Source organism: Halalkalibacter flavus, assembly GCF_036663575.1.
GTDB classification, from domain to species: Bacteria; Bacillota; Bacilli; order Bacillales; family Bacillaceae_D; genus Halalkalibacter; species Halalkalibacter flavus.
On the sequence record NZ_JAWRVK010000017.1, the window covers coordinates 14199 to 37879 of the forward strand.

The 23681-nt window shown below is 38.1% G+C and carries 23 protein-coding genes and 1 other annotated feature; all 23 genes read right to left on the reverse strand.

Features of this window, described 5'->3' with window-relative positions; translation table 11 throughout:
• Positions 1-19 precede the first annotated feature (19 nt).
• The 23 genes from ileS to SAY88_RS12710 all read right to left on the reverse strand — a co-directional run bounded on the left by ileS (position 20) and on the right by SAY88_RS12710 (position 23623).
• Positions 20-2782 carry an isoleucine--tRNA ligase gene (gene ileS, locus SAY88_RS12600; protein ID WP_332632183.1) on the reverse strand — a complete coding sequence of 921 codons (2763 nt, stop codon included), beginning with the start codon at positions 2780-2782 and terminating at the stop codon, positions 20-22.
• Between the two features lie 59 nt (positions 2783-2841).
• Positions 2842-3058 (reverse strand) — a binding site (T-box leader).
• Between the two features lie 95 nt (positions 3059-3153).
• A complete protein-coding gene (locus SAY88_RS12605; protein WP_332632184.1) occupies positions 3154-3642 on the reverse strand; it encodes a DivIVA domain-containing protein in 489 nt (162 codons plus the stop codon).
• A gap of 139 nt (positions 3643-3781) precedes the next feature.
• Positions 3782-4558 carry a YlmH family RNA-binding protein gene (locus SAY88_RS12610; protein WP_332632266.1) on the reverse strand — a complete coding sequence of 259 codons (777 nt, stop codon included), beginning with the start codon at positions 4556-4558 and terminating at the stop codon, positions 3782-3784.
• A gap of 19 nt (positions 4559-4577) precedes the next feature.
• On the reverse strand, positions 4578-4835 hold the full coding sequence (locus SAY88_RS12615; RefSeq protein WP_250095303.1) for a YggT family protein: 258 nt from the start codon (positions 4833-4835) through the stop codon (positions 4578-4580).
• Positions 4836-4860: 25 nt separating this feature from the next.
• Positions 4861-5118 (reverse strand): cell division protein SepF, encoded by a 258-nt coding sequence (locus tag SAY88_RS26000; RefSeq protein ID WP_431308869.1) that lies wholly within the window; start codon positions 5116-5118, stop codon positions 4861-4863.
• Between the two features lie 227 nt (positions 5119-5345).
• The gene (locus SAY88_RS12625) at positions 5346-6026 is read right to left on the reverse strand and encodes a YggS family pyridoxal phosphate-dependent enzyme (RefSeq protein ID WP_332632186.1); all 681 of its coding nucleotides are present in this window, start codon (positions 6024-6026) and stop codon (positions 5346-5348) included.
• 5 nt (positions 6027-6031) lie between these two features.
• Positions 6032-6859: a peptidoglycan editing factor PgeF gene (pgeF, locus tag SAY88_RS12630; RefSeq protein ID WP_332632187.1), complete on the reverse strand. Its 828-nt coding sequence runs from the start codon at positions 6857-6859 to the stop codon at positions 6032-6034.
• A gap of 121 nt (positions 6860-6980) precedes the next feature.
• On the reverse strand, positions 6981-7274 hold the full coding sequence (locus SAY88_RS12635) for a YlmC/YmxH family sporulation protein (RefSeq protein ID WP_332632188.1): 294 nt from the start codon (positions 7272-7274) through the stop codon (positions 6981-6983).
• 203 nt (positions 7275-7477) lie between these two features.
• Positions 7478-8263, reverse strand: coding sequence for an RNA polymerase sporulation sigma factor SigG (gene sigG / locus SAY88_RS12640; protein WP_034633586.1), 786 nt, complete (start codon positions 8261-8263; stop codon positions 7478-7480).
• A gap of 563 nt (positions 8264-8826) precedes the next feature.
• Positions 8827-9540: an RNA polymerase sporulation sigma factor SigE gene (gene sigE / locus SAY88_RS12645; protein ID WP_035662472.1), complete on the reverse strand. Its 714-nt coding sequence runs from the start codon at positions 9538-9540 to the stop codon at positions 8827-8829.
• Positions 9541-9564: 24 nt separating this feature from the next.
• The gene (gene spoIIGA / locus SAY88_RS12650; protein ID WP_332632189.1) at positions 9565-10491 is read right to left on the reverse strand and encodes a sigma-E processing peptidase SpoIIGA; all 927 of its coding nucleotides are present in this window, start codon (positions 10489-10491) and stop codon (positions 9565-9567) included.
• Between the two features lie 204 nt (positions 10492-10695).
• Complete coding sequence (gene ftsZ, locus SAY88_RS12655) at positions 10696-11832, reverse strand: cell division protein FtsZ (protein WP_332632190.1); 1137 nt, start codon at positions 11830-11832, stop codon at positions 10696-10698.
• 38 nt (positions 11833-11870) lie between these two features.
• Positions 11871-13151: a cell division protein FtsA gene (gene ftsA / locus SAY88_RS12660; RefSeq protein ID WP_332632191.1), complete on the reverse strand. Its 1281-nt coding sequence runs from the start codon at positions 13149-13151 to the stop codon at positions 11871-11873.
• Between the two features lie 202 nt (positions 13152-13353).
• Positions 13354-13704 (reverse strand): small basic family protein, encoded by a 351-nt coding sequence (locus SAY88_RS12665; RefSeq protein WP_250095294.1) that lies wholly within the window; start codon positions 13702-13704, stop codon positions 13354-13356.
• Positions 13705-13707: 3 nt separating this feature from the next.
• Positions 13708-14418, reverse strand: coding sequence for a DUF881 domain-containing protein (locus tag SAY88_RS12670; RefSeq protein ID WP_250095293.1), 711 nt, complete (start codon positions 14416-14418; stop codon positions 13708-13710).
• Between the two features lie 4 nt (positions 14419-14422).
• Positions 14423-15139: a DUF881 domain-containing protein gene (locus SAY88_RS12675; RefSeq protein ID WP_332632192.1), complete on the reverse strand. Its 717-nt coding sequence runs from the start codon at positions 15137-15139 to the stop codon at positions 14423-14425.
• The gene (locus SAY88_RS12680; RefSeq protein WP_332632193.1) at positions 15123-15902 is read right to left on the reverse strand and encodes a cell division protein FtsQ/DivIB; all 780 of its coding nucleotides are present in this window, start codon (positions 15900-15902) and stop codon (positions 15123-15125) included. The genes SAY88_RS12675 and SAY88_RS12680 overlap by 17 nt, the downstream gene beginning before the upstream one ends.
• A 188-nt stretch (positions 15903-16090) precedes the next feature.
• Entirely contained in the window at positions 16091-17008 is a 918-nt protein-coding gene (gene murB / locus SAY88_RS12685; RefSeq protein WP_332632194.1) for a UDP-N-acetylmuramate dehydrogenase, read from the reverse strand.
• Between the two features lie 76 nt (positions 17009-17084).
• Positions 17085-18176, reverse strand: coding sequence for an undecaprenyldiphospho-muramoylpentapeptide beta-N-acetylglucosaminyltransferase (gene murG, locus SAY88_RS12690; RefSeq protein ID WP_332632195.1), 1092 nt, complete (start codon positions 18174-18176; stop codon positions 17085-17087).
• 240 nt (positions 18177-18416) lie between these two features.
• Positions 18417-19514, reverse strand: a complete 1098-nt coding sequence (gene spoVE, locus SAY88_RS12695) for a stage V sporulation protein E (protein ID WP_332632196.1) — start codon at positions 19512-19514, stop codon at positions 18417-18419.
• 140 nt (positions 19515-19654) lie between these two features.
• A complete protein-coding gene (gene murD / locus SAY88_RS12700) occupies positions 19655-21022 on the reverse strand; it encodes a UDP-N-acetylmuramoyl-L-alanine--D-glutamate ligase (protein WP_332632197.1) in 1368 nt (455 codons plus the stop codon).
• On the reverse strand, positions 21022-21996 hold the full coding sequence (mraY, locus tag SAY88_RS12705) for a phospho-N-acetylmuramoyl-pentapeptide-transferase (RefSeq protein WP_332632267.1): 975 nt from the start codon (positions 21994-21996) through the stop codon (positions 21022-21024). Before mraY ends, murD begins: the two co-directional genes overlap by 1 nt.
• 166 nt (positions 21997-22162) lie before the next feature.
• On the reverse strand, positions 22163-23623 hold the full coding sequence (locus tag SAY88_RS12710; protein WP_431308870.1) for a UDP-N-acetylmuramoyl-L-alanyl-D-glutamate--2,6-diaminopimelate ligase: 1461 nt from the start codon (positions 23621-23623) through the stop codon (positions 22163-22165).
• Positions 23624-23681 lie beyond the last annotated feature (58 nt).

The window sequence follows — 23681 nt, forward strand, 5'->3', positions numbered from 1 at the left end:
TGAGACAACCTCTTTTAGGTTAATTTTTCACATAATAATTTTTCACTGTTTCAGCACATGAAGTACAAAGACCAGAATGCTCTTGATCATTTCCAACTGTTTCTGAAACAACCCAACAACGTTCACACGTTTCGCCTTTTGCTTGTTCGACGACAATCGCTAATTGTTCAAATACAACTGCGTCACTTGGCGCCTCATTTACTTCTCCTGCTAACGTAACACCAGAAACAATAAATAATTTTTCAAGCTGAGAAATATCTTTTAATAACGCTCTTACGTCTCCACTTGTATATAATGTAATCGCTGCTGTTAACGATTTACCGATTTTCTTTTCGTTTCTTGCTTGTTCAAGTGCTTTTAACACGTCATCTCGCACAGACATGAAATGATTCCATTTCGTCTTTAACGCTTCAACATCACCAAATGATGTCACAGATGGCATATCAGTAAGCTGAACACTCTCTTCACTTACTGCTGGAATGTGCTCCCACACTTCATCTGCAGTATGACTTAAGATTGGTGATACAAGCTTTGTTAAACTGATAAGCACTTCATACATAACCGTTTGAATAGCCCTACGTGATGGGTGATCAGCGTGCTCAATATATAGAGTATCTTTAGCTAAATCCATATAGAATGAACTTAATTCAATTGTACAGAAATTATGGATTGTGTGATATACCGTAGAGAATTGATATTGATCATATGCTTGCTCAACCTTTTCGATAACTTCATTTAGTTTAACAAGCATAAAAAGGTCGACGTCCTTCAAGTCTTTCACATAATTTGTAGCTGGGTCAAAATCATGTAAGTTACCTAACAAAAAGCGGAACGTATTACGGATTTTACGATATGACTCAGATACTTGCTTCAAGATCTTATCTGAGACACGAACATCGGCTTGATAATCAACTGATGCTACCCACAACCTTAAAATATCCGCTCCTAATTGCTTCATAACATCATTCGGAATAACGACATTCCCGATCGATTTACTCATCTTTCGCCCTTCTCCATCAAGTGCAAAACCATGACTTAGGACACCTTTATATGGTGCTTTTCCTGTGATTGCAACGCTTGTAGAAAGAGAAGAGTTAAACCAACCACGATATTGGTCAGACCCTTCAAGATATAGGTCAGCAGGACGCTCTAGTTCGTCACGCTCTTCCAATACAGCTTGATGAGAAGAACCTGAGTCAAACCAAACATCCATAATATCCATCTCACGTGTGAATGTGCCATTAGGACTATGGTCAGATGTGAACCCTTCAGGTAGTAACTGATCTGTGTCCCACTCAAACCAAATATTAGATCCGTGTTCACGGAACAAGTTCGATACATGATTAATTGTTTCATCTGTAATAATAGATTCTCCGTTTTCTCCGTAAAATACCGGAATCGGAACCCCCCAAGCTCGTTGACGAGAAATACACCAATCGCCACGGTCACGCACCATGTTAAATAAACGAGTTTCTCCCCATTTTGGCATCCACTCAACTTCTTCAATGGCTGTTAATAAATCATTTCGGAAATTTTCAATAGATGCAAACCACTGAGCAGTTGCACGATAAATAACTGGTTTCTTTGTACGCCAGTCATGAGCATATGAATGAGTAATAAACGTTAACTTTAATAACGCACCTAACTCATCAAGCTTTTCTGTAATAGGTTTATTTGCCGCATCATAAAAGAGTCCTTCAAAGCCAGGGGCTTCTTCTGTCATATGTCCTTTATCGTCAACAGGGCATAAGACATCTAATCCATATTTTTGCCCAACAATGAAATCTTCTTCCCCGTGACCTGGTGCTGTATGAACACAACCTGTTCCTGCGTCTAGTGTGACATGCTCTCCGCACATTACCAATGAATCGCGGCCATAAATAGGGTGCTCTGCTTTCACATATTCAAGCTCCGAACCTTTTAATGTCCTTAACACTTCAACATTTTCCCATTCAAACTCTTTTTGAAGCGATTCAAGAAGACCAGCAGCAACAACATATTTCTTTTCACCAACCGCCACGACATTATAGTCAAGCTCTGGATGAACTGAAATACCTAGGTTTGCTGGAATTGTCCATGGTGTTGTTGTCCAGATGATAATAGACTCATCTCCCGTTAGTACACCATTTCCTTCTTTCACTTTAAATGCTACGTAAATAGAAGGAGAACGTTTATCTTGATACTCAATTTCTGCTTCTGCTAATGCAGACTCAGAAGATGGAGACCAATATACAGGCTTTTTCCCTTTATAAATATGACCCTTCTTAGCCATTTCTCCAAATACTTTAATTTGTTGAGCCTCATATGCTTTGTCGAGTGTTACATATGGATTCCACCAATCCCCACGAACACCTAAACGAATAAATTGTTCACGTTGACGCTCAATTTGCTTTCTTGCATATTCTTCACAGAGCTTACGGAAATCAGCAACACTCATTGACTTACGGTTTACTTTTCCGCTCTTTGTAAGAGCTGTTTCAATCGGTAATCCATGTGTGTCCCAACCAGGAACATATGGAGCATGGTAACCACTCATTGATTTATAACGAACTATGATATCTTTTAAGATTTTATTTAACGCATGTCCCATATGAATGTCACCATTTGCATATGGTGGGCCATCATGCAATACAAATAATGGACGCCCTTCAGTTCTTTCTTGGACCTTTTTATAAATATCCATTTCATTCCATTTTTTTTGTCTTTCCGGTTCTCGATTCGGCAAATTTCCTCGCATCGGAAATTCTGTTTTTGGCATCAATAGTGTATCTTTGTAATCCATTGACTTTCCTCCTAATTCAAACTATGAAATTGTCAGACAATAAAAAAACTCCTCATCCCAAAAGGGACGAGAAGTTAACCCGTGGTACCACCCTGTTAGAAAGTATAACTTTCCACTCATATATTCGTAACGGGAATCACTCGTTGCATCCTACTTTTAACATTTCAGTGCAAAACTCAAGGGTGATTTTCCGATGTGAACGTCTTCAGGCTCCCACCATCCCTGAATCGCTAAGCACGTTTAGCACATTGTACTCGTCCCTTTCATTGTCTTTATCAACATTCATTTAATGATTATCATTATATGATAGCCTTTTGATAAGTGCAAGGTTCTAATAAGAAAAGCCGTGTATGCGGTCTCTTTAACCAGAATTACGTACGCTCTGCATACACTTCTTCTTCTTCTGTAACCTCATTCCAATCATCAGACTGCAACATTTCAAGTTGAGCTTCAATTAGCATTTTAAATCTCATCTTGTATACCGATGCTTGTTTTTTTAACTCCTCCATGTCCATCATTACTTTTCTTGACTTAGCAAGAGAGTCATTAATAATTCGATCGGCATTCTTTTCTGCTTCTTTTACAATAAGCTGCGCCTCTTTTTGAGCACTTCGCCTAACTTCTTCTGCTGCTTCTTGGGCAACTAAAATCGATTTATTTAGTGTTTCTTCTATATTTTTAAAATGGTCCAATTTCTCATCAAGATCTGTAACTCGTTCAAATAGTTCCTTCTTTTCACGAAGAACCGCCTCGTAGTCTTTAATTACTTGGTCTAAAAACTCATTTACTTCATCTTCATCATATCCGCGAAACCCTCTAGTAAATTCTTTATTATGGATGTCCAAAGGGGTTAAAGGCATGTCAGCCACCTCCATGTTGTTAACAATAATTTAGTAAAAATGAACCTTATAAAAAATGTGTGCATTTTCCGGCTCGGTCTTTATCTACATTCATTCGACACAAAGGTCAATATTCCTGCATTTTTTTCAGATTAATTTCTTATTGCTTACGACCATAGCGTAATCGGTATTTTTCTTTCTTCGTCATACCATCAATCCCGATTACTTTTGATCTTCCAAACCCTCGGACAGATATGTAGTCGCCCACTTCTAATGTAAAATTAACACGATCCACTACTTTCCAATTAACTTTCACCAAACCTTTTTCAATAAACGGAGTCACTTTAGATCGTGATAGCTTGTACATCTTTGCTAAAATAACATCAAGTCTCATAGAAGAAGCAGTTGTTACTTCTTCTGTCCATTCATTCTTAGGTATAATGTGCTCAGTTAGTGGAATTCGATTCAACCGTACCGTTGCTTTTCCTACTTTCTGAATATTCATCTCAACATAATCTGAGATCTCTGTTGCTACAATTATTTGAGAAATTCCATCTTCATTAATAAGAATATCACCAAATTTTTCGCGCTTAATCCCAACATTCATAAAAGCCCCTAAAATATCGCGGTGTTCAATTGTAACAAATTTAGTTGGATACTCAATCGAAAAAAGGGTAAGCTGAAAGTCCTCTTCAAATGTTTCCAAATATGGAGGTGTCAAACGCAGCCGACATCGCTCTGCAGAACGAGAGCCTCCCGAAAAGGAGAGGCTCACATCTTCATCATGTCCTATTATAGTCCGGACAATTTCTTGCTGTCTTGGATCAAGAAATTCCGTTAAACGATCGAAATGTTTATACTTTACGTCTTCCTGCCATTCCAATACTTGATCTACGAAAGGACGCTCCTCCTCACGAAAGTGCTGATAAATACTAATGGCTGTTCACTCCTAACTGTTAAATACCAAAAAGGGCACGAACACCACCACTCGCTAAACGAAGGACAATAATCGCTACGATCGGGGATAAATCAATCATCCCTAGTGGCGGAACAAACTTTCTAAATGGTTCTAAATACGGCTCAACAATACGCCCAACAAACTGACCGAGCGAGGACTCACGAGCGTTCGGGAACCACGACATAAGAATATAGCCAATAATAAAAAAAGAATAAATATATAATGCTTGATAAAGTAATAATCCAATTGTTTGCAAAACATTCACCACCTTCTATCTACAACTATTCAAAATGCTCCTGCATCATTTCTGTAATTGTTCCTGAAACATCAACGTTATCAGGTGTACATAAAAAGATATTTGAGCCTACCTTTTGAATGTCCCCCCCAATAGCATACACTGTTCCACTTAAAAAATCGACTACTCGTTTTGCCTGATCATGTGAAATTCGCTGTAAGTTAATGATCACAGCTTTACGATTTTTCAGATGATCTGCAATTTCTTGCGCCTCATCATACGTACGCGGCTCAAGAAGGATCATTTTCGCTCCCTTTTGAACGCTTTGTAGACTTACGACATTTTGGGAGGAAGCTACTCCTGTAGGTTGCTTGTTTTGTTGACTCCGAGTTCGACGTTTCGGTTCACTTTCTTCATTACTGTATCGTTCATCTACGAACTCCTCAACTTCTTCATACTCATCCTCTAATTCAAAAAAACGCTTAAATTTTGATTTCATCCCCATTTTTAATTAATTCTCCTCTCCATAATTTACTCTTTGCCGACAAGTGCTGAACCGATTCGAATGAACGTCGCTCCTTCTTCAATAGCAACGGTAAAATCATTAGACATCCCCATTGACAGTTCCTTACACGGAGCATGGTAAAGCTCCAATGATTGTACTTCATCACGGATTTTTCTCAGTTTTCTAAAAACAGGCCTTGTTAATTCTGGATCATCATAGAAAGGTGCCATCGTCATTAGACCGACTACTTTAATATGCTTATATGGCTCTAAATCTGTGATAAATGGTATGACTTCCTCAGGTGATAGTCCTGATTTCGATTCTTCTCCAGATACATTTACTTGTACAAAACATTTCATGACTTGTCCATCTTCTAACCTCTTGTCCACTTCCTTAGCAAGAGAGAGGCGATCTAAAGAATGGAGATATTCATACTTCCCAATGATTTGTTTTACTTTCCTAGTTTGTAATGAGCCAATAAAATGCCAAACTCCTCTATCTCCAAGTTCTTCCCATTTTCGGGCTGCACCTTCTGTTCGATTTTCACCTATATGTATCAATCCAGCATCCAGCGCTTGGGCTGTCGTTTCTATACTAACGTACTTCGTAACAGCTACAATTTGAACCGAAGAAATATCTCGATCACATCGATTACATACATCGTTGATCTGTTCTTGCAAGTTACTTAACCTTTCTTTTACAGTCATCGTGATCAATCACCATCCACTCTTATTCCGATATAGCTCATTAATCTACCTGTTTTCCCACCATCTGCTCGATGTGAGAACATTCTTTTATCTGAAGCTGTACAAATGGAAGATAAAAGGATTTGATTTTGTTTTATTCCAGCTTGTATCAATAATTGCTTATTTACTTCTCTTAAATCAAGGAGATATTTGTTGTTCTCTAAAGTGGTATAAGGTTTAAACTGTAAATCCTTTGGCCATACCTTCTCCACTTCTGTTATTACTTTTTGATCAACCTCATATGCAGTTTTACTAATACAAGGACCGATGGCAACATGTATATCGTTAACTGGAATACCTTCATCAATGTGCCATTTTTCAATCATAACTGAGGCAATATTTTGAACGGTGCCTCGCCACCCAGCATGAGCAAGACCTACTATTTCATAATTAGGTGCAAAAAAGTATAGTGGAACACAATCAGCATATAAACTTGTCAACAAGACGTTCTTCTCGCATGTATAAATTCCATCCGTCATCTGAATGGCTGATTCCAGACTTTCACTCCCGCGACCAACATCGCCTTCTGTAATTTTTTTTACAGTTGCTTCATGTACCTGCTCAGTTCCCACCCATCGAGAAAGGGGGATACCCAAGTCCTCTGCTAAGAGGTGACGGTTGTGTTTTACCGTCAGAGAATCGTCACCAACATGAAACCCTAAATTCAAACTTGAAAATGGCGATTGACTCTCTCCTCCATTTCTTGTAGAAAAGCCAACAATGAGGTGAGGAAAAGCTTGTTGCCAACGTTCAATGGTTACAAATCTTTCACTACTCTGAACAAACGGTTCCATCGCAATCTCTCCTCTCCCCCATTTTTAAGGGGAGGCACAGCCTTCCCTTAAAAAAGGAAAAATTATCATAGTTATATTTTAGCATATGAATACACATACAAGAAACGACTTTCTTCTTCAATCACCGCTTTCTCATTGTCGAAGGATGCTCGCGATTATGTGTAGGCCTCCCATAAGTACTAGGTACTTCAACTAAGATAACATCAGAACCAATTCGGATAATATTTTTCCAAGGTATTACAATTTCTTCCGTTTCTTTTCCAAATAACCCCATCATCTTACCAGAACTATTAATCACCAAAGCCTCTATTGCACCTGTAGAAAGATTTATTTCTAAATCTGTTAAATGGCCTAAGCGTTTTCCATTATCCATATTAACAATATCTTTTACTTGAAGCTCTGATATTTTCATCATATATGGCACCTCTTTTCATAGTAGTCTGTCTTCTACTATATGCGGGGTTCTATATGGTTTATGAACGATTCCAAATACGTAGCCAACGTAAAAAAAGGATGGTCCCTCTTCCCCATTTATTATTGTTTCCGTTCTTGAAGGCTTGTCCTACTAGATCGGAAACAATAATATTTATGGGAAAGGAAGGAGTCATCCTTTGGTTGTTAAATTTGAGCGTGTTTATTCATTTGTTGAATGGCAGCTTTCTCTAAGCGTGAAACCTGCGCTTGAGAGATTCCAATTTCATCTGCTACTTCCATTTGGGTTTTCCCTTGGAAAAAGCGCATATTCAGAATCATCTTTTCTCGATCGTTCAATCTAACCATTGCTTCTTTTAAAGCAATTTCTTCTACCCAATTGACATCTTTGTTCCGTTCGTCAGAGATTTGATCCATGACGAAAATCGGATCTCCACCATCATTATAAATTGGTTCAAACAAAGAAACTGGATCTTGAATCGCATCTAACGCAAAAACAACATCCTCTTTCGGTACGTCTAATACCTTAGCAATTTCTTGGACAGTTGGTTCTTTTTCACGCTTCTTTTCTGACATGATTTGATCACGAACCTGTAGCGCTTTATAGGCGATATCTCGCAAAGATCGAGAGACACGGATCGGATTGTTATCACGCAGGTAGCGACGAATTTCACCTATGATCATAGGAACCGCGTATGTAGAGAACTTAACGTTTTGGCTTAAATCAAAATTATCAATTGATTTCATTAAACCAATACAACCTACTTGAAAAAGGTCGTCAACGTATTCTCCGCGATTGTTAAAACGTTGGATCACACTTAGTACTAAACGCAAATTTCCATTAACTAATGTTTCACGTGCACTGGTCTCACCATTTTGCAATCGCTGAAATAACTCTCGCATTTCAGTGTTCTTTAGAACAGGTAACTTCGAGGTATCTACACCGCAAATCTCAACTTTATTTCGTGTCAATTCTTTCCCTCCTATACGCGGGAGATGATGTCTAAGAAAAGTATCTCCTCAGAAGGAAAAAATATGCACGAGCGATGTCGAATAAAAACATTTGACATCGCTCGTGCACGTCATGACAACAAAAAATAAATAAAAAATTTTTTTGAGCCGATTTGTACATAAAAGTTGGAAAATTAGTTGTATATTGAAGAGGATATCAGTTTGTTACTTATTTGAAGGACAGTTTGCAAAGAGCTTTGTCCGCTAACTGCACTGATTAGGATAAATGGGGAAGTGCGCTTTCTACTAAATTGTGCGAACATGCTGTAATGGCTCCACTCGCCGTCGCCGTGTGCCTTCCTGCGAAGACCGCTCAAAAGGCTCAAACATAACGGCGGCTTCGCTCTTTGTCCTAAAAGGTTATTACGTTTTCTCCATATTAGTGCGAACATGTTTGCGATGGCTCCGCTCGTTGCACGCCTTTTAGGAGAAACCCACTCCTATAAGGCTTAAAACATTGCAACGGCTCCTCTCATCGCTTCGAGTTTATTCAAAAAGGGAAAACCGTCCTTTTTGAATAAACTCTATACCATTTTATTAAATTCTTTCTGTAGTCTTTTAATTATTCTTTTTTCTAATCGGGAAATGTAGGATTGCGAAATTCCTAGCATATCGGCTACGTCTTTTTGTGTTTTTTCTTCATCACCAGCTAGTCCGAACCTTAGTTCCATGATTTGTTTTTCACGGTCATTTAACGTATGCAAAGCTTTAACTAAAAGTCTTCTGTCTACTTTTTCTTCAATTCCTCTCGTAATGATATCTTCCTCTGTACCTAATACATCTGAAAGCAGGAGTTCGTTTCCATCCCAATCAATGTTTAACGGTTCATCAAAAGATACTTCAGAGCGTGTTTTATTGTTTCTACGTAAATACATTAAAATTTCATTCTCAATACATCTTGATGCGTACGTTGCTAGTTTAATTTTCTTTTCTGGATTAAAGGTATTTACAGCTTTAATTAATCCAATTGTTCCGATGCTGATTAAGTCTTCAATATTAATTCCCGTGTTCTCAAACTTACGAGCAATATACACGACTAAACGCAGATTGCGTTCAATGAGCATTGAGCGTACAGCCTTGTCACCAGAAGGTAGTTTTTTCAAAAGGACTGCTTCTTCTTCTTTTGAAAGAGGTGGTGGTAAGGCTTCACTTCCACCTATGTAATAAATTTCATCAGCTTTCATTCCAAGGCGATACATTAATTTGTACCACAATAAGGTTAGTTTTAGCTTTAGCATGTTGTGTGCCTCCTAATTACTTGATTATGCTAGCTTATCAGTGGAAACACCGAGTACTAACTTTGGATGAACGATACAATTGAATACCCCATCAGGAGATAACTCCTTTTCTTGTAATCCTAGCAAGACATTAGTTGTTTCAAACTGTTCGTCTTGATGAAAAATTTTAATCTTATCTGGTCTAAGTCCCGTTATAAAAGGCTGCGATTGACCAATTACTCTGTACGGGATAATGCAAGCACGCTCTAGTAAACTCTGCTCTCCTCCCTCTTGTGCATGTTCGTGAAAGTGTACGATATGATTGACTGATTGTTCCGAAAAAAATGGATACAACAGTTTCGCCTCAATAATCATCACTGGTTTCTTTGTTAACGGGTCAGTCAATTGGTTTCCACTATCGATAAGCCCTTTTGTTCTAAACGTGTAGCCAGCTATCGTAATGTCTACATCTACAATTTGATCATATTGGACACGCTTCATTTCAATCGTCTCAAAACGATGCTTTGAAAAATACCAAATTAACGGAAACCCAATAAGAACAAAAACCCAACTTATTCCACTACCAAAATAACCGGAATTCACTTGCACCATTCCATCTAAAACATCAATTTCGGTATGCCAGAAATAATGTAAGGCAAACAACCCTCCTCCTGTCATAAATGCAACAAAATAAAACATTAGCAAACCCTGTAAATAGTATTGCAACCTCCTATATCCAAATGCAATTAATACAATAACTGCCGAATAAAGAAACTTCATCCAAGGCTCGTTAAATAATGATGCAATCGGACTGAACATCAAAAAAACAATGAGAGATGCGAACAGTGCTGCTAGGATCATTCGAATGTGATGGAACCGTCGCTTTAACACTAATGCCGTTAAAGCAATTAATAGATAGTCAATAAAAAGATTCAGTAACCAAATCACATCAATATATAAGGTCATATTCATCCTCACATCCATTGATTTGAAACAAGTATATTACACATTCTATTAAGAAGTCTGTCGCTTCATGACAAGCACGAGGGAGTTATTTTAGGAGATTTTTTGTATTATTGTCATCTTTTAAGTTGAGGAAATAATTGTTTAATACACGGCAATTTTCATGCAAAAAAGCATCTGCTCTATGCATAGAGCAGATGCTTTAGGTTCTAATTATCTATTTCTGTTTCTACGATTACGCAGGAATGTTGGAATATCCAGCGTCTCCGTTGGTTCTTGTTGTGCTTGATTTTGCTGAGCAAACCGTGACTCTTTTTGCTCCTCTTGTACAGGCGCTTGGTTGGTTTGTCCTTTTGACATTTTTGGTGACATCGGACGAGGTTGTCCATTGTTCTCAACATCGTCAAAACCTGTTGCGATAACTGTTACAACAATTTCATCTTTTAAGTTTTCATTAATTACAGAACCAAAAATCATGTTTACTTCTTGGTCAGAAGCAGCTGAGACTATTTCCGCAGCTTCATGAACTTCATACAATGAAAGGTTCGAACCACCAGTAATGTTCATTAGTACACCTTGTGCACCATCAACTGATGTTTCAAGTAACGGACTTGATATTGCTTTTTTCGCTGCTTCACTTGCACGATTTTCACCAGTCGCAATTCCAATTCCCATTAACGCTGAACCTTTCTCACTCATAATCGTCTTCACATCAGCGAAGTCTAAGTTTATTAGCCCCGGTACAGCGATCAGATCCGAAATACCTTGTACACCTTGACGTAAAACATTATCTGCTTCTCTAAATGCTTCAAGCATCGGTGTGTTTTTATCTACAATTTCTAATAATCGATCATTAGGTATAACAATTAATGTATCAACTTTTTCTTTAAGAGCTTGTATACCAGATGCTGCATGAGTTGAGCGCTTGCGACCTTCAAATGTAAACGGTCTAGTGACAACTCCAACTGTAAGTGCTCCTAATTCTTTAGCAACTTCAGCAATAACTGGTGCTGCCCCTGTACCTGTTCCACCACCCATTCCAGCAGTGATGAATACCATATCGGCTCCTTGTAGTACTTCTTCAAGCTGCTCTCGACTTTCTTCTGCCGCTTTTTTTCCGATATCTGGATTAGCTCCAGCACCTAAACCACGAGTGAGCTTCCCGCCAAGCTGCAGCTTTGCTTCTGCTTTTGACAGGTGCAACGCTTGTGCATCAGTATTCACAGCAATAAATTCGACACCTTGTAATCCATTCTCTATCATACGGTTAACGGCATTGCTACCGCCGCCGCCAACACCTATAACTTTAATTTGTGCTAATTGATCCATATCCATTTCAAACTCTAACATGTAAGGTCCCCCTAATCAGACTGTATCCCGTTCATTATCTATTCAAAAAAAACTTTAAACCAGTTCTTCATTTTACCTTTTGACTTCGTCTTCTCTTTCTTTGGTGCTGCTTGCGCTTCATTACGTTCTCGTTTCGGTTCGTCATATGTTTCAGTATCCATCACGGAAGCAGCTACTTCTTTTCCTTGAACCTTTGCATTTTTATATGCAAATTGGATGAGACCAACACCTGTTGTATATTGAGGTTCACGCACCCCTAAATAATCTGGTACAGCCACACGAACATTAGCTTGTAATAGTTCACTTGCTAACTCTAATACACCAGGCATCATAACTGTACCGCCAGTTAATACGTATCCGCTTGGAAAATCACGATAACCTAAACGAGTCAGTTCACGGAAGATTAGTTCAAACATTTCTTCAACTCTCGGTTCAATAATATGTGCAAGTTCAAATTGTGAAAACTCTTCAGAATCTGAACGACCAATCGTTGTAATATCAAAGCGCTCTTCCTTTGAAGCCTCATCGATATAGGCATGTCCATGTTTTGTTTTGATTCGTTCAGCTTCTTCTGACGAAATGCGAAGACCAACGGCAATATCGTTTGTAATATGATCTCCACCAATTGGAAGTACGGTTGTATTTTGCAATGTACCTTGTTCAAAAATAGAGATAGTAATAGAGCCACCACCAATATCAATTAAACAAACTCCCAAACTTTTTTCATCTTTGGAAATAGCAACAGAACTTGTAGCCAAAGGTTGTAAACATACTTCAGCAACTTGTAGACCCGCGCGTTCAACACAGCGAAGCAGATTATGTAAAACCGTTTTCGATCCTGTAATAATCATACCTTCCATTTCAAGCCTTACACCTATCATACCACGTGGATCATTAATTTCATCGAGACCATCTACAATAAATTGCTTAGGTATGACATCAATAATCTCACGTTCAGGCGGGATCGAGAGTACTTGAGATGCATCTATCACACGAGTGATATCTTCATCACCAATTTCTCTATCCGGACTAGAAACAGCTACTACTCCATGACAAGGTTGTAATTGAATATGATTGCCATTAACTCCAACTACAACTTGTTTGATTGAAAGTCCGACCATTCGCTCAGCTTGGTCTACTGCTCTGCGTATAGATTGAACTGTTTCATCAATATCAACAATTGAGCCTTTTTTTATCCCTTCAGAGTTTGCTTTGCCAACTCCAATAATATTCATCGTTCCATTTGACATTTCACCAATGATCACTCTGACATTGGATGTACCGATGTCTAAACTTACGTATATCTCGTTGTTGTTCAATCTATGGCACCTCCTCGTGTAATCAACCGCGTCAATTTAAGTTTAACAATAAGTATACCTTTTTAGAATTAGCGATTTTAACATATATTCATAGATTATAGACTAATTCAACACTCGATACTATTATCCTTTTATTAAACGCCGTTTTTCTAATTTTTTTCTGTTTTATCACGTATTTTCATAAGTTTCCTATTTATCTTCGTTATTTTTGGTGATTTGCCTGCCATTTAGAAAGCAGCATTCGACGTATCACTGCAATATTATTAAATAGACGAACACCAAAAGCGAAGATCGCTGCTAGGTATAAGTCTACACCAAGATGAACACCTAGAAAAGCTAAACCTGCAGCTAAAAGAATATTAAAGAAAAAACCTGACAAAAATACATTTGAATCAAAAGTATTTTGTAAAAAAGCTCGAATTCCACCAAACAATGTATCTAAAGCTGCCAATAATGCTATGGATAAATAGCTTGAATACTCAGCTGGCACACGAAATTCAGTCATTAAACCTAATAAAACCCCAATAATTAATCCAACTATCGGTAACCACATCGATTACCCCTCCTTTACTTCTTCCATATAGCGAACTCGTCTTGTCTGATCATATGCTGGTATTTCCACTTCTTCGGCTTTCTCAATCGTTAAAGAAAACCCTCTGATCTCCAAGTATTCAATCGAAGCTGATACGACCATATGATTGTGAAGACTCTCCGACTTATCTGAAAGAACTTTCACCTGCAATGGAAGAGGTGGTAATCGGCGGTTATTTAAATAGGTTATTTCATTAACATCTCGAAAAGCAGAAGTAGCAATAATTCGCTCTGTCCCGACTGCAATCTCTTCTGCTCCATAAATGTTTAATTCATTTACGAGATAACGAAGTACCTCGGAAGGAGGCGATCGCTTTGCTTGTCCAACAAATTGATCGTTATAAAGCGAATCAATTGTAATAATAATCCCCTCGCCACGTGTTTCCTCAAGTCCCGCTTCCATTCTCAGATCTTCAATCTGCTGAGAAAGAACTTCTGTGACATCTTCTTCTCTGTTATCCATAGATCTTTCATACTGTAACAAAAGGGCTTGTGCCTTATCAATTTCACTATTTAACTGCTGCCTTCGCTCTTGTTCTGTTAGTAATTCTCTCCTGAGTTCACGAATATCTCTTGTATCTCGAATAACGGGCTCTTGCGTTGTTTGAAATTGAATTGCCAACATTAATCCGATGATAAAGGTTACTATAGTAAAAATCCACTTTATATTATTCATCTTTTCACCCTCTTTCAGACAAATACGGTTCTAGTGTGAGGGTGCTTTTCTTTTGAATTCTTACTGTTACCTCGTCATTTACAAGCTGCTGTTGGACTCCCCCCGGCAATGTTAAAGCTGACTCTAGATGATCAGAATCGCCAATAGCAGTGATCACAAAAGGAGCTGACGACGTATTGCCATCCACTCGAATGACCGGCCCCGTACATTGAATATAGGACTGATGCGATAACCTAAATCCATTTATAGCCACCGCCTCTGCTCCTGCAACAAAAAGCTCATGAACAACTCGTTGAATATGAAACTCGTGGACAATATAATCATTTGGATTCGCGCCATCAGGTAGATAATCAGAATCTTCAAGTGCTATTTCAATACCCGGCCCTTGTACTGGTACTTGGCCGACTAGTTTTCGCAGCCTATCAATATCTTCAAGTAAATTCTTTGCTTTTACTTCTTGTTCTTCGTCCAATGAAGCAAGATTGTTTTCAAGCTCTCTGATTTCAGCCTGATATAATCGCAAATCCTCTTGCAACTTGCGATTTGTCGTTTGTTCCATAATTACTTGGTTTCTAAGTTCATCTTCAATTTCCCATTGTCTTTCGAAACCTGGTAAAAGTGCCGAACTCCTTTCGCTCGTTATCTCATAACTTAATGCTAAGATAAATCCAGTTACAAGCAAGACGAAGGATAGAATAATATGTTTACCCTTCACCTTCACTATCTGTCTCCTCCTCCGTAATAAATTCCTCAAAGTATGGACTCATTCTTAAGTGAAGAATCCCTTGTTTTTCTCGATCAAGTTCCTTAACGATTGACGGATAAGGAGCTAAATACTCCGAAAGATTTCGAATGGACGTATGCACCTCAATGCCGTCAGTCATAAATAATACGATAGAAAGGGGATCGTTGTCAGTTGGTTTATATACGATTTCCGAAATTCTCTCAATTAACTGACTCGGAACTTTTTGCAGTTCCGCAGAAAGCTCCGCTAATTGCTCTCCTTGAGAGAATTCGATTAGCAATGGGGCATCAGATGGAAATTTTTGCCGAGGCAACTCATCTAAATATTGTCCCGTCTCTAGAATAGGAAAGTATTTATCATCTCGGAAAAGATAACCAATTCTTGAATATTCTTCAACAGTAATTTTCACTGTACCTGGCAGCTTTCTCTCAATCTGTACATCACGAATGACAACATGTTGGGTCATTCGTTCAATAACTGCTTCACTTTCAAGGTTCCACATGCTTGTCCCAGTTGTTATCTGACCAAGCTTTGTCAGTTCCTCATCTGAAACAAAGTGATTTCCTTCAACAACGATATTTCTAACATGACTTAGCGGCGATTGAAAATAGACCATTAGCAATAAGAGTAAGAAAAAGAAAGATAAAAAAAACAGCAAACGTCGATTAGCACGCTGCTTCCGCTGCTCTTTCAGCGATGGAATTCGTTCATTAATAGTAACTACCTTCTCCTTGCTCATACCTTCTCCTCCGCCCACGTCGACGATCATAAATTAAATCTTTTTTCTCTTTTATTCCTTGCCTTATTCCTAGTAATCCCCTAGAAAGGGCTCCTTCCACTTTCCTTATAGGATTGTGAAAGGAGTAGTGACAATTAATCCTCTTATTTGTTTAATTGTAACATATTTACTAATGAAAATAATCTAATTTACTCGTTTTCTTTTGGGCGTCCAATCATTTCTACTTCCGTCTCAATTTCAATATTATGCTTTGATTTTATCGTCTCTTTTACATGGTTTATTAAATTAATTACATCTTCTGCTTTTGCATCATCAATATTTACTATAAAATTTGCGTGCATAGTAGAAATTTGAGCACCACCAATTTGAAACCCTTTTAAGCCAGATTCTTCTATTAGTTGTCCGGCATAATTAGGGAGTGGATTTCGAAAGACGCTTCCACAAGTAGGATGTTTCCAAGGTTGAGATTCACGTCGATAATCCTTGTTTGCTTGCATATGTTTTACTATCTCCTCTTTTTCTCCTTTTTCTAATTGGAAAACAGCCTCAACACATATCCCACTTTCCTGTTGAAGACGAGACGTCCTATAAGAAAAACCCATGTCTTTTCCTTTCACCCACTCTAGTCTTCCATCTGGAAAAAGAATAAGAGCTTCTTTTAAGATGTTTGAGATATCTGACCCGTGTGCTCCTGCATTCATAAACACGGCACCACCGACAGAACCTGGTATGCCACCAGCAAACTCTAGGCCCGAGAGCCCTTCACGACTTATAATTGTAGCAAGCTTAATAAGAGGATAACCCCCTCCTACTTTAATTGTTTCACCATCAATTTCAAGATTATCCATTCCTTTGCCGAGCTTTATGACAACACCTTCAATCCCACCATCAGCCACTAATAAGTTTGAACCCCTTCCAATAACTCTCCAGGGAACTTTATGAATGGTAATTAATTCCATTAGCCGTTTTAAACTTTCAAGGCTATCAGGTTCAACCAACACATCAGCCGGACCACCGATCTTCCAAGTTGTGTGATTTGAAAGAGGTTCTCTTTCCTTTACAACTCCAATATTCTCTTTTTGAATTGCTTCTATAAAATGCTTCATATTATGTTCCCTCTTTTCATGCTACAAAAAGTTAAAATTTCTTACATACCTATTTTCAACTTATGCACTTACCTATTTATCGTGCCGTTTCCTTTAGTAGTTGATAGACATTATTTGCAGCTAATGGTACGCCAAGTTCTTTTGCAGCTAAATGCATTTCATTCCATTTTTTAGTAACAGTTAACACATTATCTATATCTTTTTGTAATCTTTTCCCATTCATATCTTGTTCTTTTACGACAATGGCTGCTCCATTAGTTTTTAATGCATTAGCATTTTTTTCTTGATGATTATTTGTGACGTACGGACTTGGTATTAAAATGCTTGGTAAACCAAGTGCAGTAATTTCTGCAAGCGTCGTCGCACCAGCTCTAGCAACAATCAAATCAATAGCCCCTAATACATCGGGCATATTATGAATAAATGGTTTAATAATCACATTATCTGAGTGGTTAGACCCTTTAACCTTTTCCATTACCGCGTCATAATGAACTGCTCCTGTTACATACACGACTTGATAATCTTTTTTTGACCATTCATCTATAACTGATAGAAAAGCATCGTTAATAGGTCGAGCTCCCCTGCTTCCCCCTACTATCAACACCGTTTTTTTGTTAGGATTAAGGTTTAAAGATTCTCTTCCAGCTTCAGGATTAATATCCAACACATCTGTTGCTCTTGGATTACCAGTGAACACTACCTTCTCTTTAGGAAAAAACTGCTTTGCTTCTTCAAAACAAATAGCAACACGATCGACATACTTACTCAAGAATTTATTCGTTAAGCCTGGCACGCTATTTTGTTCATGGATAACTGTAGGTATCTTTAACTTTGCTGCAGCAAATACGACAGGTCCACAAACATACCCCCCTGTCCCAATGACAACATCTGGTTTAAATTTATTTATTAGTTGCTTAGCACGTCTTGCCCCTGTCAAAAATCGTGTGACCGTTTTAAAGTTTTCAAATGAGAGTTTACGCTTAAAACCTGTAATATGTATCGTTTCAAATGGAATCCCCTCTCTAGGTACAATATCGGCTTCTAATCCTTTTTCCGTTCCAATGTAAAGGATCTCTGCATTTTTATGATTTTTTTTAATCTCTTTAATTAAAGATAAGGCAGGATAAATATGCCCCCCTGTACCTCCACCACTTACAACTACTCTCATTAGCTAGCTTCCTCCCAAAAATACATTAATAATACCATTTTATCATGAACAGAACTTGTATTATACACGAAACCTGTTAGTTTTTTCAGCCTTCCGCTATCTTTCATACTTTCCCATGAATATTTAACTTATGTAATGTTTTGATTTCAAATCGTAATTTTCTGATCATGGTAAAAAAGCTAACTCTTTGTAGTTGTGACCCTCTTATAGTCTAGAGTCACAACTATTTGAGTTAACTAGCTATCTTACATACCGACTTATATTTAGTAATACCCCAATTGATACGAGCATGAGCGTTAATGACGAACCCCCATAGCTAAGCAAAGGCAGTGTAATACCTGTAACAGGCATTAACCCTGTAACAACACCTACATTAATCATGACTTGAATAGCGACCATCGAGATAATCCCAACAGCTAAAAAACTTCCAAATAAATCTGGTGCCCCTAAGGCGATTCGTATCCCTCGCCATAGTAATATACCAAATAAAAATAAGACAATGAACCCACCTATAAATCCAAGTTCTTCTGCTAATATTGCAAAAATAAAATCAGTTTGCGGTTCTGGTAAGTAAAAATATTTTTGTCTACTTTCGCCTAGGCCCATTCCCATCAGTCCTCCAGGACCAATTGCATAGAGGGATTGAATAATTTGAAACCCACTTCCTAAAGGATCGGACCAAGGATCTAAAAATGAAGTAATTCTCTTAATACGGTATGGTGCTGAGGCTATTAACGCCACAAAACCAGCAAGTCCAGCTACACCAAGCCAAGCAAAATGGCTAAGTCTTGCACCAGCAACAAATATCATAATTACGCAAGTTCCTACCATAACCGCGCCTGTCCCTAAATCTGGTTGCAACATAATCATACCAAATGCAACCATAACAAGTGATAGTGAAGGAACGAGCCCTTGTTTAAACGAAACAATTTTCTTCTGGTTTTCCGATAAATACTTTGCTAGAAAAGCGATCATTGCCATTTTCATAAATTCAGAAGGTTGAATAGAAAAAGCCCCCACTCCCAACCAACTTCTCGCCCCACCTCGAACTAGCCCCACACCTGGGATAAGAACTATGACAAGCAAAATAAAACAAGTAATGATAATGACCTTTGACCAAGTACGCCACGTCCAATAATCAACCCGCATGACAAATAACATGGCGATAACTCCAACTCCAGCAAAAAAGAGTTGCCGTTTTGCAAAGAAAAACGAATCATCAAACCTATAACTTGCCCACGCAGCACTTGCACTATAAACCATTATTAGTCCAATCGTTAAAAGTATAATTGTTGTAAACATTAGGACATAATCTGGTGCTGATCTTGTTTTTGGCATTCCTAAACACCTCATCTAAAAACGATTTAAGTTTTGTTACCCTGTACAACCCCTCAACTTAAACGTATGCATGAGTTCCATAAAACATGTCCAGCTATAATGAAAAAAGGCCAACTCAAACTTTTGAGTTGACCTTTTCCTTATGATTGTAACGTTGTTTCAAGGCTTTTCACTGCCTCAACAAACCTTTCTCCTCTTTCTTCAAATGTCTTATATTGATCCCAACTCGCACACGCTGGTGAAAGCAATATAACGTCACCTGCCTCTGATTTTTCAAAGGCAGCCAAAACAGCTTCCTGCATTCCATCAGCATAAACAATCGTCTTTACGTTGGCTTCCTCTGCTGTTTTTGCTAGTTTGTCTTTCGTTTCCCCAAATGTTATTAGTGCTTTAACGTTTCCTAAAGAGGGAAGCAAATCATCAAAGTCATTTCCACGGTCTAGACCACCAGCTAAAAGTACGATTGGTTGTTCAAAAGCTTCTAAAGCTTTTTGAGAAGCCAAAATATTTGTTGCTTTCGAATCGTTGTAAAACCTTCTATCTTTATAGTCTGTTACAAATTGTAATCGGTGTTCTACCCCACTAAATGTTTGTAATACATGCCGAACTTGCTGCAAACGAGCTCCAACTGTTAGAGCAGCACCAATGGCGGCTAAAATATTTTCAAGGTTATGTGCACCAGGTAATACAATAGAATCTAATGAGATTATTGATTGACCATTATAAAAAATAGAATCTTGTTGAATACATAAACCTTTTGAAAGTCTTTGCTTTACAGAAAAAGGAATAAGCGTTGCATTACTTTTATTTGCAATTTCACGAACAATTGGATCATCCATATTATAGACAAGATAATCCTCTTTTGATTGATTTGCCGTAATTTTTGCCTTTGCTAAACTATATTCATCTTTCGTGCCATGGTAGTCAAGATGGGCATCAAATAAGTTTAAGAAGACGCTCACTTTTGGCTTAAATTGTTCCGTTCCAAGTAATTGAAATGAGGAAACTTCCAAAACAATAACTTGACTATTCGTTGCCTCTTCAGCCACTTCGCACGCAACAGTTCCAATATTTCCAGCAATTAGAGGCTCTCGCTCACTTGTTTTTAGCATTTCATGAATTAATGTTGTCGTTGTTGTTTTTCCATTTGATCCTGTTATTGCAACGATTTCAGCCTCACTGATTAATGAAGCAATCTCAATCTCAGTAACTACAGACAACCCCCTATGTATAGCCTCTTTGATGATCGGATTTGAGTAGGGTATTCCTGGATTTTTCACAACTAAGTCAAGATCTTCCTCTAAAAGTGATAGTGGATGATGCCCGCAAACCACTTTAATTCCAAGTTTTTCAAGCTCTTTTGCTTGTTGATTCTCCTCATATCGTTTGGCATCATTGACAACAACCGCAGCTCCTAGTTTATGAAGAAGCCTAGCAGCAGCCTCTCCGCTTTTCGCTAACCCTAAAACCAATATTTTCTTCCCTTTAAATAAATCATTTGACTTCATTACAACCACACCTCTAAATAGATTCCAAGCACAGCGAATACCATTCCAACAAACCAAAACGTTACAACGACACGCCATTCAGACCAACCTGAAAGCTCATAATGATGATGTAGAGGACTCATTTTAAAGACACGCTTCCCTCTCGTTTTAAAGGAGATTACTTGAATAATAACCGAAAGCGTCTCAATAACAAAAACCCCACCAATTAAGATAAGCAAAATTTCCATTTTTGTCATAATTGCAATGGCTGCAATTGCCCCACCTAGGGCTAAAGAACCCGTATCACCCATAAAAACTTTAGCAGGGTGCGCATTGTATACGAGAAATCCCAAAACAGACCCAACTATCGCCGCACTAAAGATTGACACATCTATATAGCCTGTATGCCATGCAAGTACAGCAAATGCACCAAAAGCTATTGCTCCTGTTCCAGCAAGTAAACCATCTAATCCGTCTGTTAAGTTTACTGCATTTGACGCACCAACCAACATAACAATCACTAAAGGTAAATACAGCCAACCAAGATCAATTGAAAAATTTGTTGCTGGAACATGAATTTCCGTTGAAAAATCCATTTGAATTAACCCAAAATAAAAAAGGATAGCGATAATTAATTGACCGGCTAATTTTTGTTTTGATGTTAAACCAAGGTTACGCTTTAGGACAACCTTTATAAAATCATCCAAAAACCCAACTACACCAAAACCAACTGTTACTAGTAATAATAAAAGAATTTCCTGACTAAAAGACAAAAAGCGCGTTGAAATAAAAACTGTGGTTACAAGAACTGTCAAGACAATGACAATTCCTCCCATTGTTGGTGTACCACTTTTCTTTTGATGAGACTTTGGACCTTCCTCACGAATACTTTGCCCAAATTTAAGCCTTCTTAAAAAAGGAATAAAAATTGGGGATAGGAGGACAGCAATTAGAAATGAAGCCAGTAAGGTAAGAAGTAATACACGCTCTAACATCACTGATCATTCCTCCTTTCTTTAAAACGAATAACCTTATTCATTTGTCATTATTTTTCTATTATTTAAGTTCATTTATTAAAGACTTCAGTCTCTAATTATTGTTATCATCTACGTGATAATGATATGTCTTTTCATAGCAAATATCTCAATTAGTCTATAACATTCAGAAAGAGTTCTTTTCTAAGATTGCTTGGCGAGCTACTTCTCGATCATCAAAGTGAATCGTTTTATCACCAAGAATTTGATACGTTTCGTGTCCTTTCCCTGCAATCACGATGATGTCATCTTTCTTTGCCTCTTTAATTGCTTGTTTTATCGCTTTTTCACGGTCAATGATCACTTCATACTCGCCCTCTTTCACCCCTGCAGCCATATCTTTTAGGATAAATTCAGGATCTTCTGAACGAGGATTGTCTGAAGTGAAAATCGCTCGATCTGCATGTTCACAAGCAATTTTCGCCATAACAGGACGTTTCGTTCGATCTCGATCTCCACCACAACCAACAATAGCAAAGATCTTTTTTGTAGCAAATTCTTTTACTGTTTTTAAAACATTTTCTAGACTATCAGCAGTATGTGCGTAATCTACAATCACAGTATAATCTTGCCCTTCGTCTACTGTTTCGAAGCGGCCAGCTACTCCCTCTACATGTTCTAAACTTGCTTTAATTGAAGCAAGCGAGACGCCTGAAACAAAAGCAGCCGCGATAGCCGCAAGAGCATTGTATACACTAAACATCCCAATTAATTGCAACGAAATCTGTTCTCTTTTCCCAAAAGCCGTTAATTCAAAAGTTGTCCCTGAAGGACTCATTTTTATATTACTCGCTGTAAAGTCGGCTTTTTCTGTAACCCCATATGTAACGATGTCTACTGTAGTTAAACGAGCAATTTCTTTCGAAGCTGGATCATCTGCATTCAAAACAGCTGTCTTATTTGAAAATGTGTTACCTAATTGGGCAAAAAGTAATCCCTTTGCATACAAATATGCTTCCATCGTCTTATGATAATCTAAGTGGTCTGGGGACAGATTTGTGAAGACAGCAACATCAAAGTCACACCCCCGCACCCTCCCTAAGTGTAGAGCGTGAGAAGAAACTTCCATCAACGAAACATCCACTTTTTCGTCAACCATTTCTTTAAATAACTTTTGTAATGGGAGCGACTCTGGAGTCGTATTTTTCGTTTCATATTGCTTCGATCCTATCTTCGTATACATCGTCCCAATTAAACCTGTTTTCCGCTTTGCATCTTGCATTATCTTTTCTATTAAATGAGTTACCGTTGTCTTACCATTTGTTCCTGTTACACCAATTAACTGCAGCTTTTGCGTAGGATTATCATAGAAATGACAAGCTAGCTTTGCCATTGCTCTAAAAGTATCAGGAACAATGATGACCGGAACAGACACAGAAAGAGGGCGTTCAGCGATAATCGCTACCGCCCCTTGACTTTCTGCTCGCTCCGCATAGTCATGCCCATCAACTGTATATCCTTTGATACAGAAGAATACGGTACCTTCCTTCACTTTTCTAGAATCCATCTCAAGTGATGTAACTTCAGGATTAGCATCACAATTATTGTATTGAAACCTTAGCGGTACAAGGAGTTCTTGTAGTTTCATCATTCTTAAAACCTCTCAATTCATCCAATTCACTTTTTATCGTTTCCACCCTTATGCA

Excerpts from the sequence above, each read along its gene's own strand:
- ileS (WP_332632183.1), bottom strand. The coding sequence starts at position 2,782 with ATGGATTACAAAGATACACTATTGATGCCAAAAACAGAATTTCCGATG.
- SAY88_RS12605 (WP_332632184.1), bottom strand. The coding sequence starts at position 3,642 with ATGCCTTTAACCCCTTTGGACATCCATAATAAAGAATTTACTAGAGGG.
- SAY88_RS26000 (WP_431308869.1), bottom strand. The coding sequence starts at position 5,118 with ATGATCCTTCTTGAGCCGCGTACGTATGATGAGGCGCAAGAAATTGCA.
- SAY88_RS12625 (WP_332632186.1), bottom strand. The coding sequence starts at position 6,026 with ATGACTGTAAAAGAAAGGTTAAGTAACTTGCAAGAACAGATCAACGAT.
- pgeF (WP_332632187.1), bottom strand. The coding sequence starts at position 6,859 with ATGGAACCGTTTGTTCAGAGTAGTGAAAGATTTGTAACCATTGAACGT.
- SAY88_RS12635 (WP_332632188.1), bottom strand. The coding sequence starts at position 7,274 with ATGATGAAAATATCAGAGCTTCAAGTAAAAGATATTGTTAATATGGAT.
- sigE (WP_035662472.1), bottom strand. The coding sequence starts at position 9,540 with ATGCTAAAGCTAAAACTAACCTTATTGTGGTACAAATTAATGTATCGC.
- spoIIGA (WP_332632189.1), bottom strand. The coding sequence starts at position 10,491 with ATGAATATGACCTTATATATTGATGTGATTTGGTTACTGAATCTTTTT.
- ftsZ (WP_332632190.1), bottom strand. The coding sequence starts at position 11,832 with ATGTTAGAGTTTGAAATGGATATGGATCAATTAGCACAAATTAAAGTT.
- SAY88_RS12665 (WP_250095294.1), bottom strand. The coding sequence starts at position 13,704 with ATGTGGTTACCGATAGTTGGATTAATTATTGGGGTTTTATTAGGTTTA.
- SAY88_RS12670 (WP_250095293.1), bottom strand. The coding sequence starts at position 14,418 with ATGAATAATATAAAGTGGATTTTTACTATAGTAACCTTTATCATCGGA.
- SAY88_RS12680 (WP_332632193.1), bottom strand. The coding sequence starts at position 15,902 with ATGAGCAAGGAGAAGGTAGTTACTATTAATGAACGAATTCCATCGCTG.
- murB (WP_332632194.1), bottom strand. The coding sequence starts at position 17,008 with ATGAAGCATTTTATAGAAGCAATTCAAAAAGAGAATATTGGAGTTGTA.
- murG (WP_332632195.1), bottom strand. The coding sequence starts at position 18,176 with ATGAGAGTAGTTGTAAGTGGTGGAGGTACAGGGGGGCATATTTATCCT.
- spoVE (WP_332632196.1), bottom strand. The coding sequence starts at position 19,514 with ATGCCAAAAACAAGATCAGCACCAGATTATGTCCTAATGTTTACAACA.
- murD (WP_332632197.1), bottom strand. The coding sequence starts at position 21,022 with ATGAAGTCAAATGATTTATTTAAAGGGAAGAAAATATTGGTTTTAGGG.
- mraY (WP_332632267.1), bottom strand. The coding sequence starts at position 21,996 with ATGTTAGAGCGTGTATTACTTCTTACCTTACTGGCTTCATTTCTAATT.
- SAY88_RS12710 (WP_431308870.1), bottom strand. The coding sequence starts at position 23,623 with ATGAAACTACAAGAACTCCTTGTACCGCTAAGGTTTCAATACAATAAT.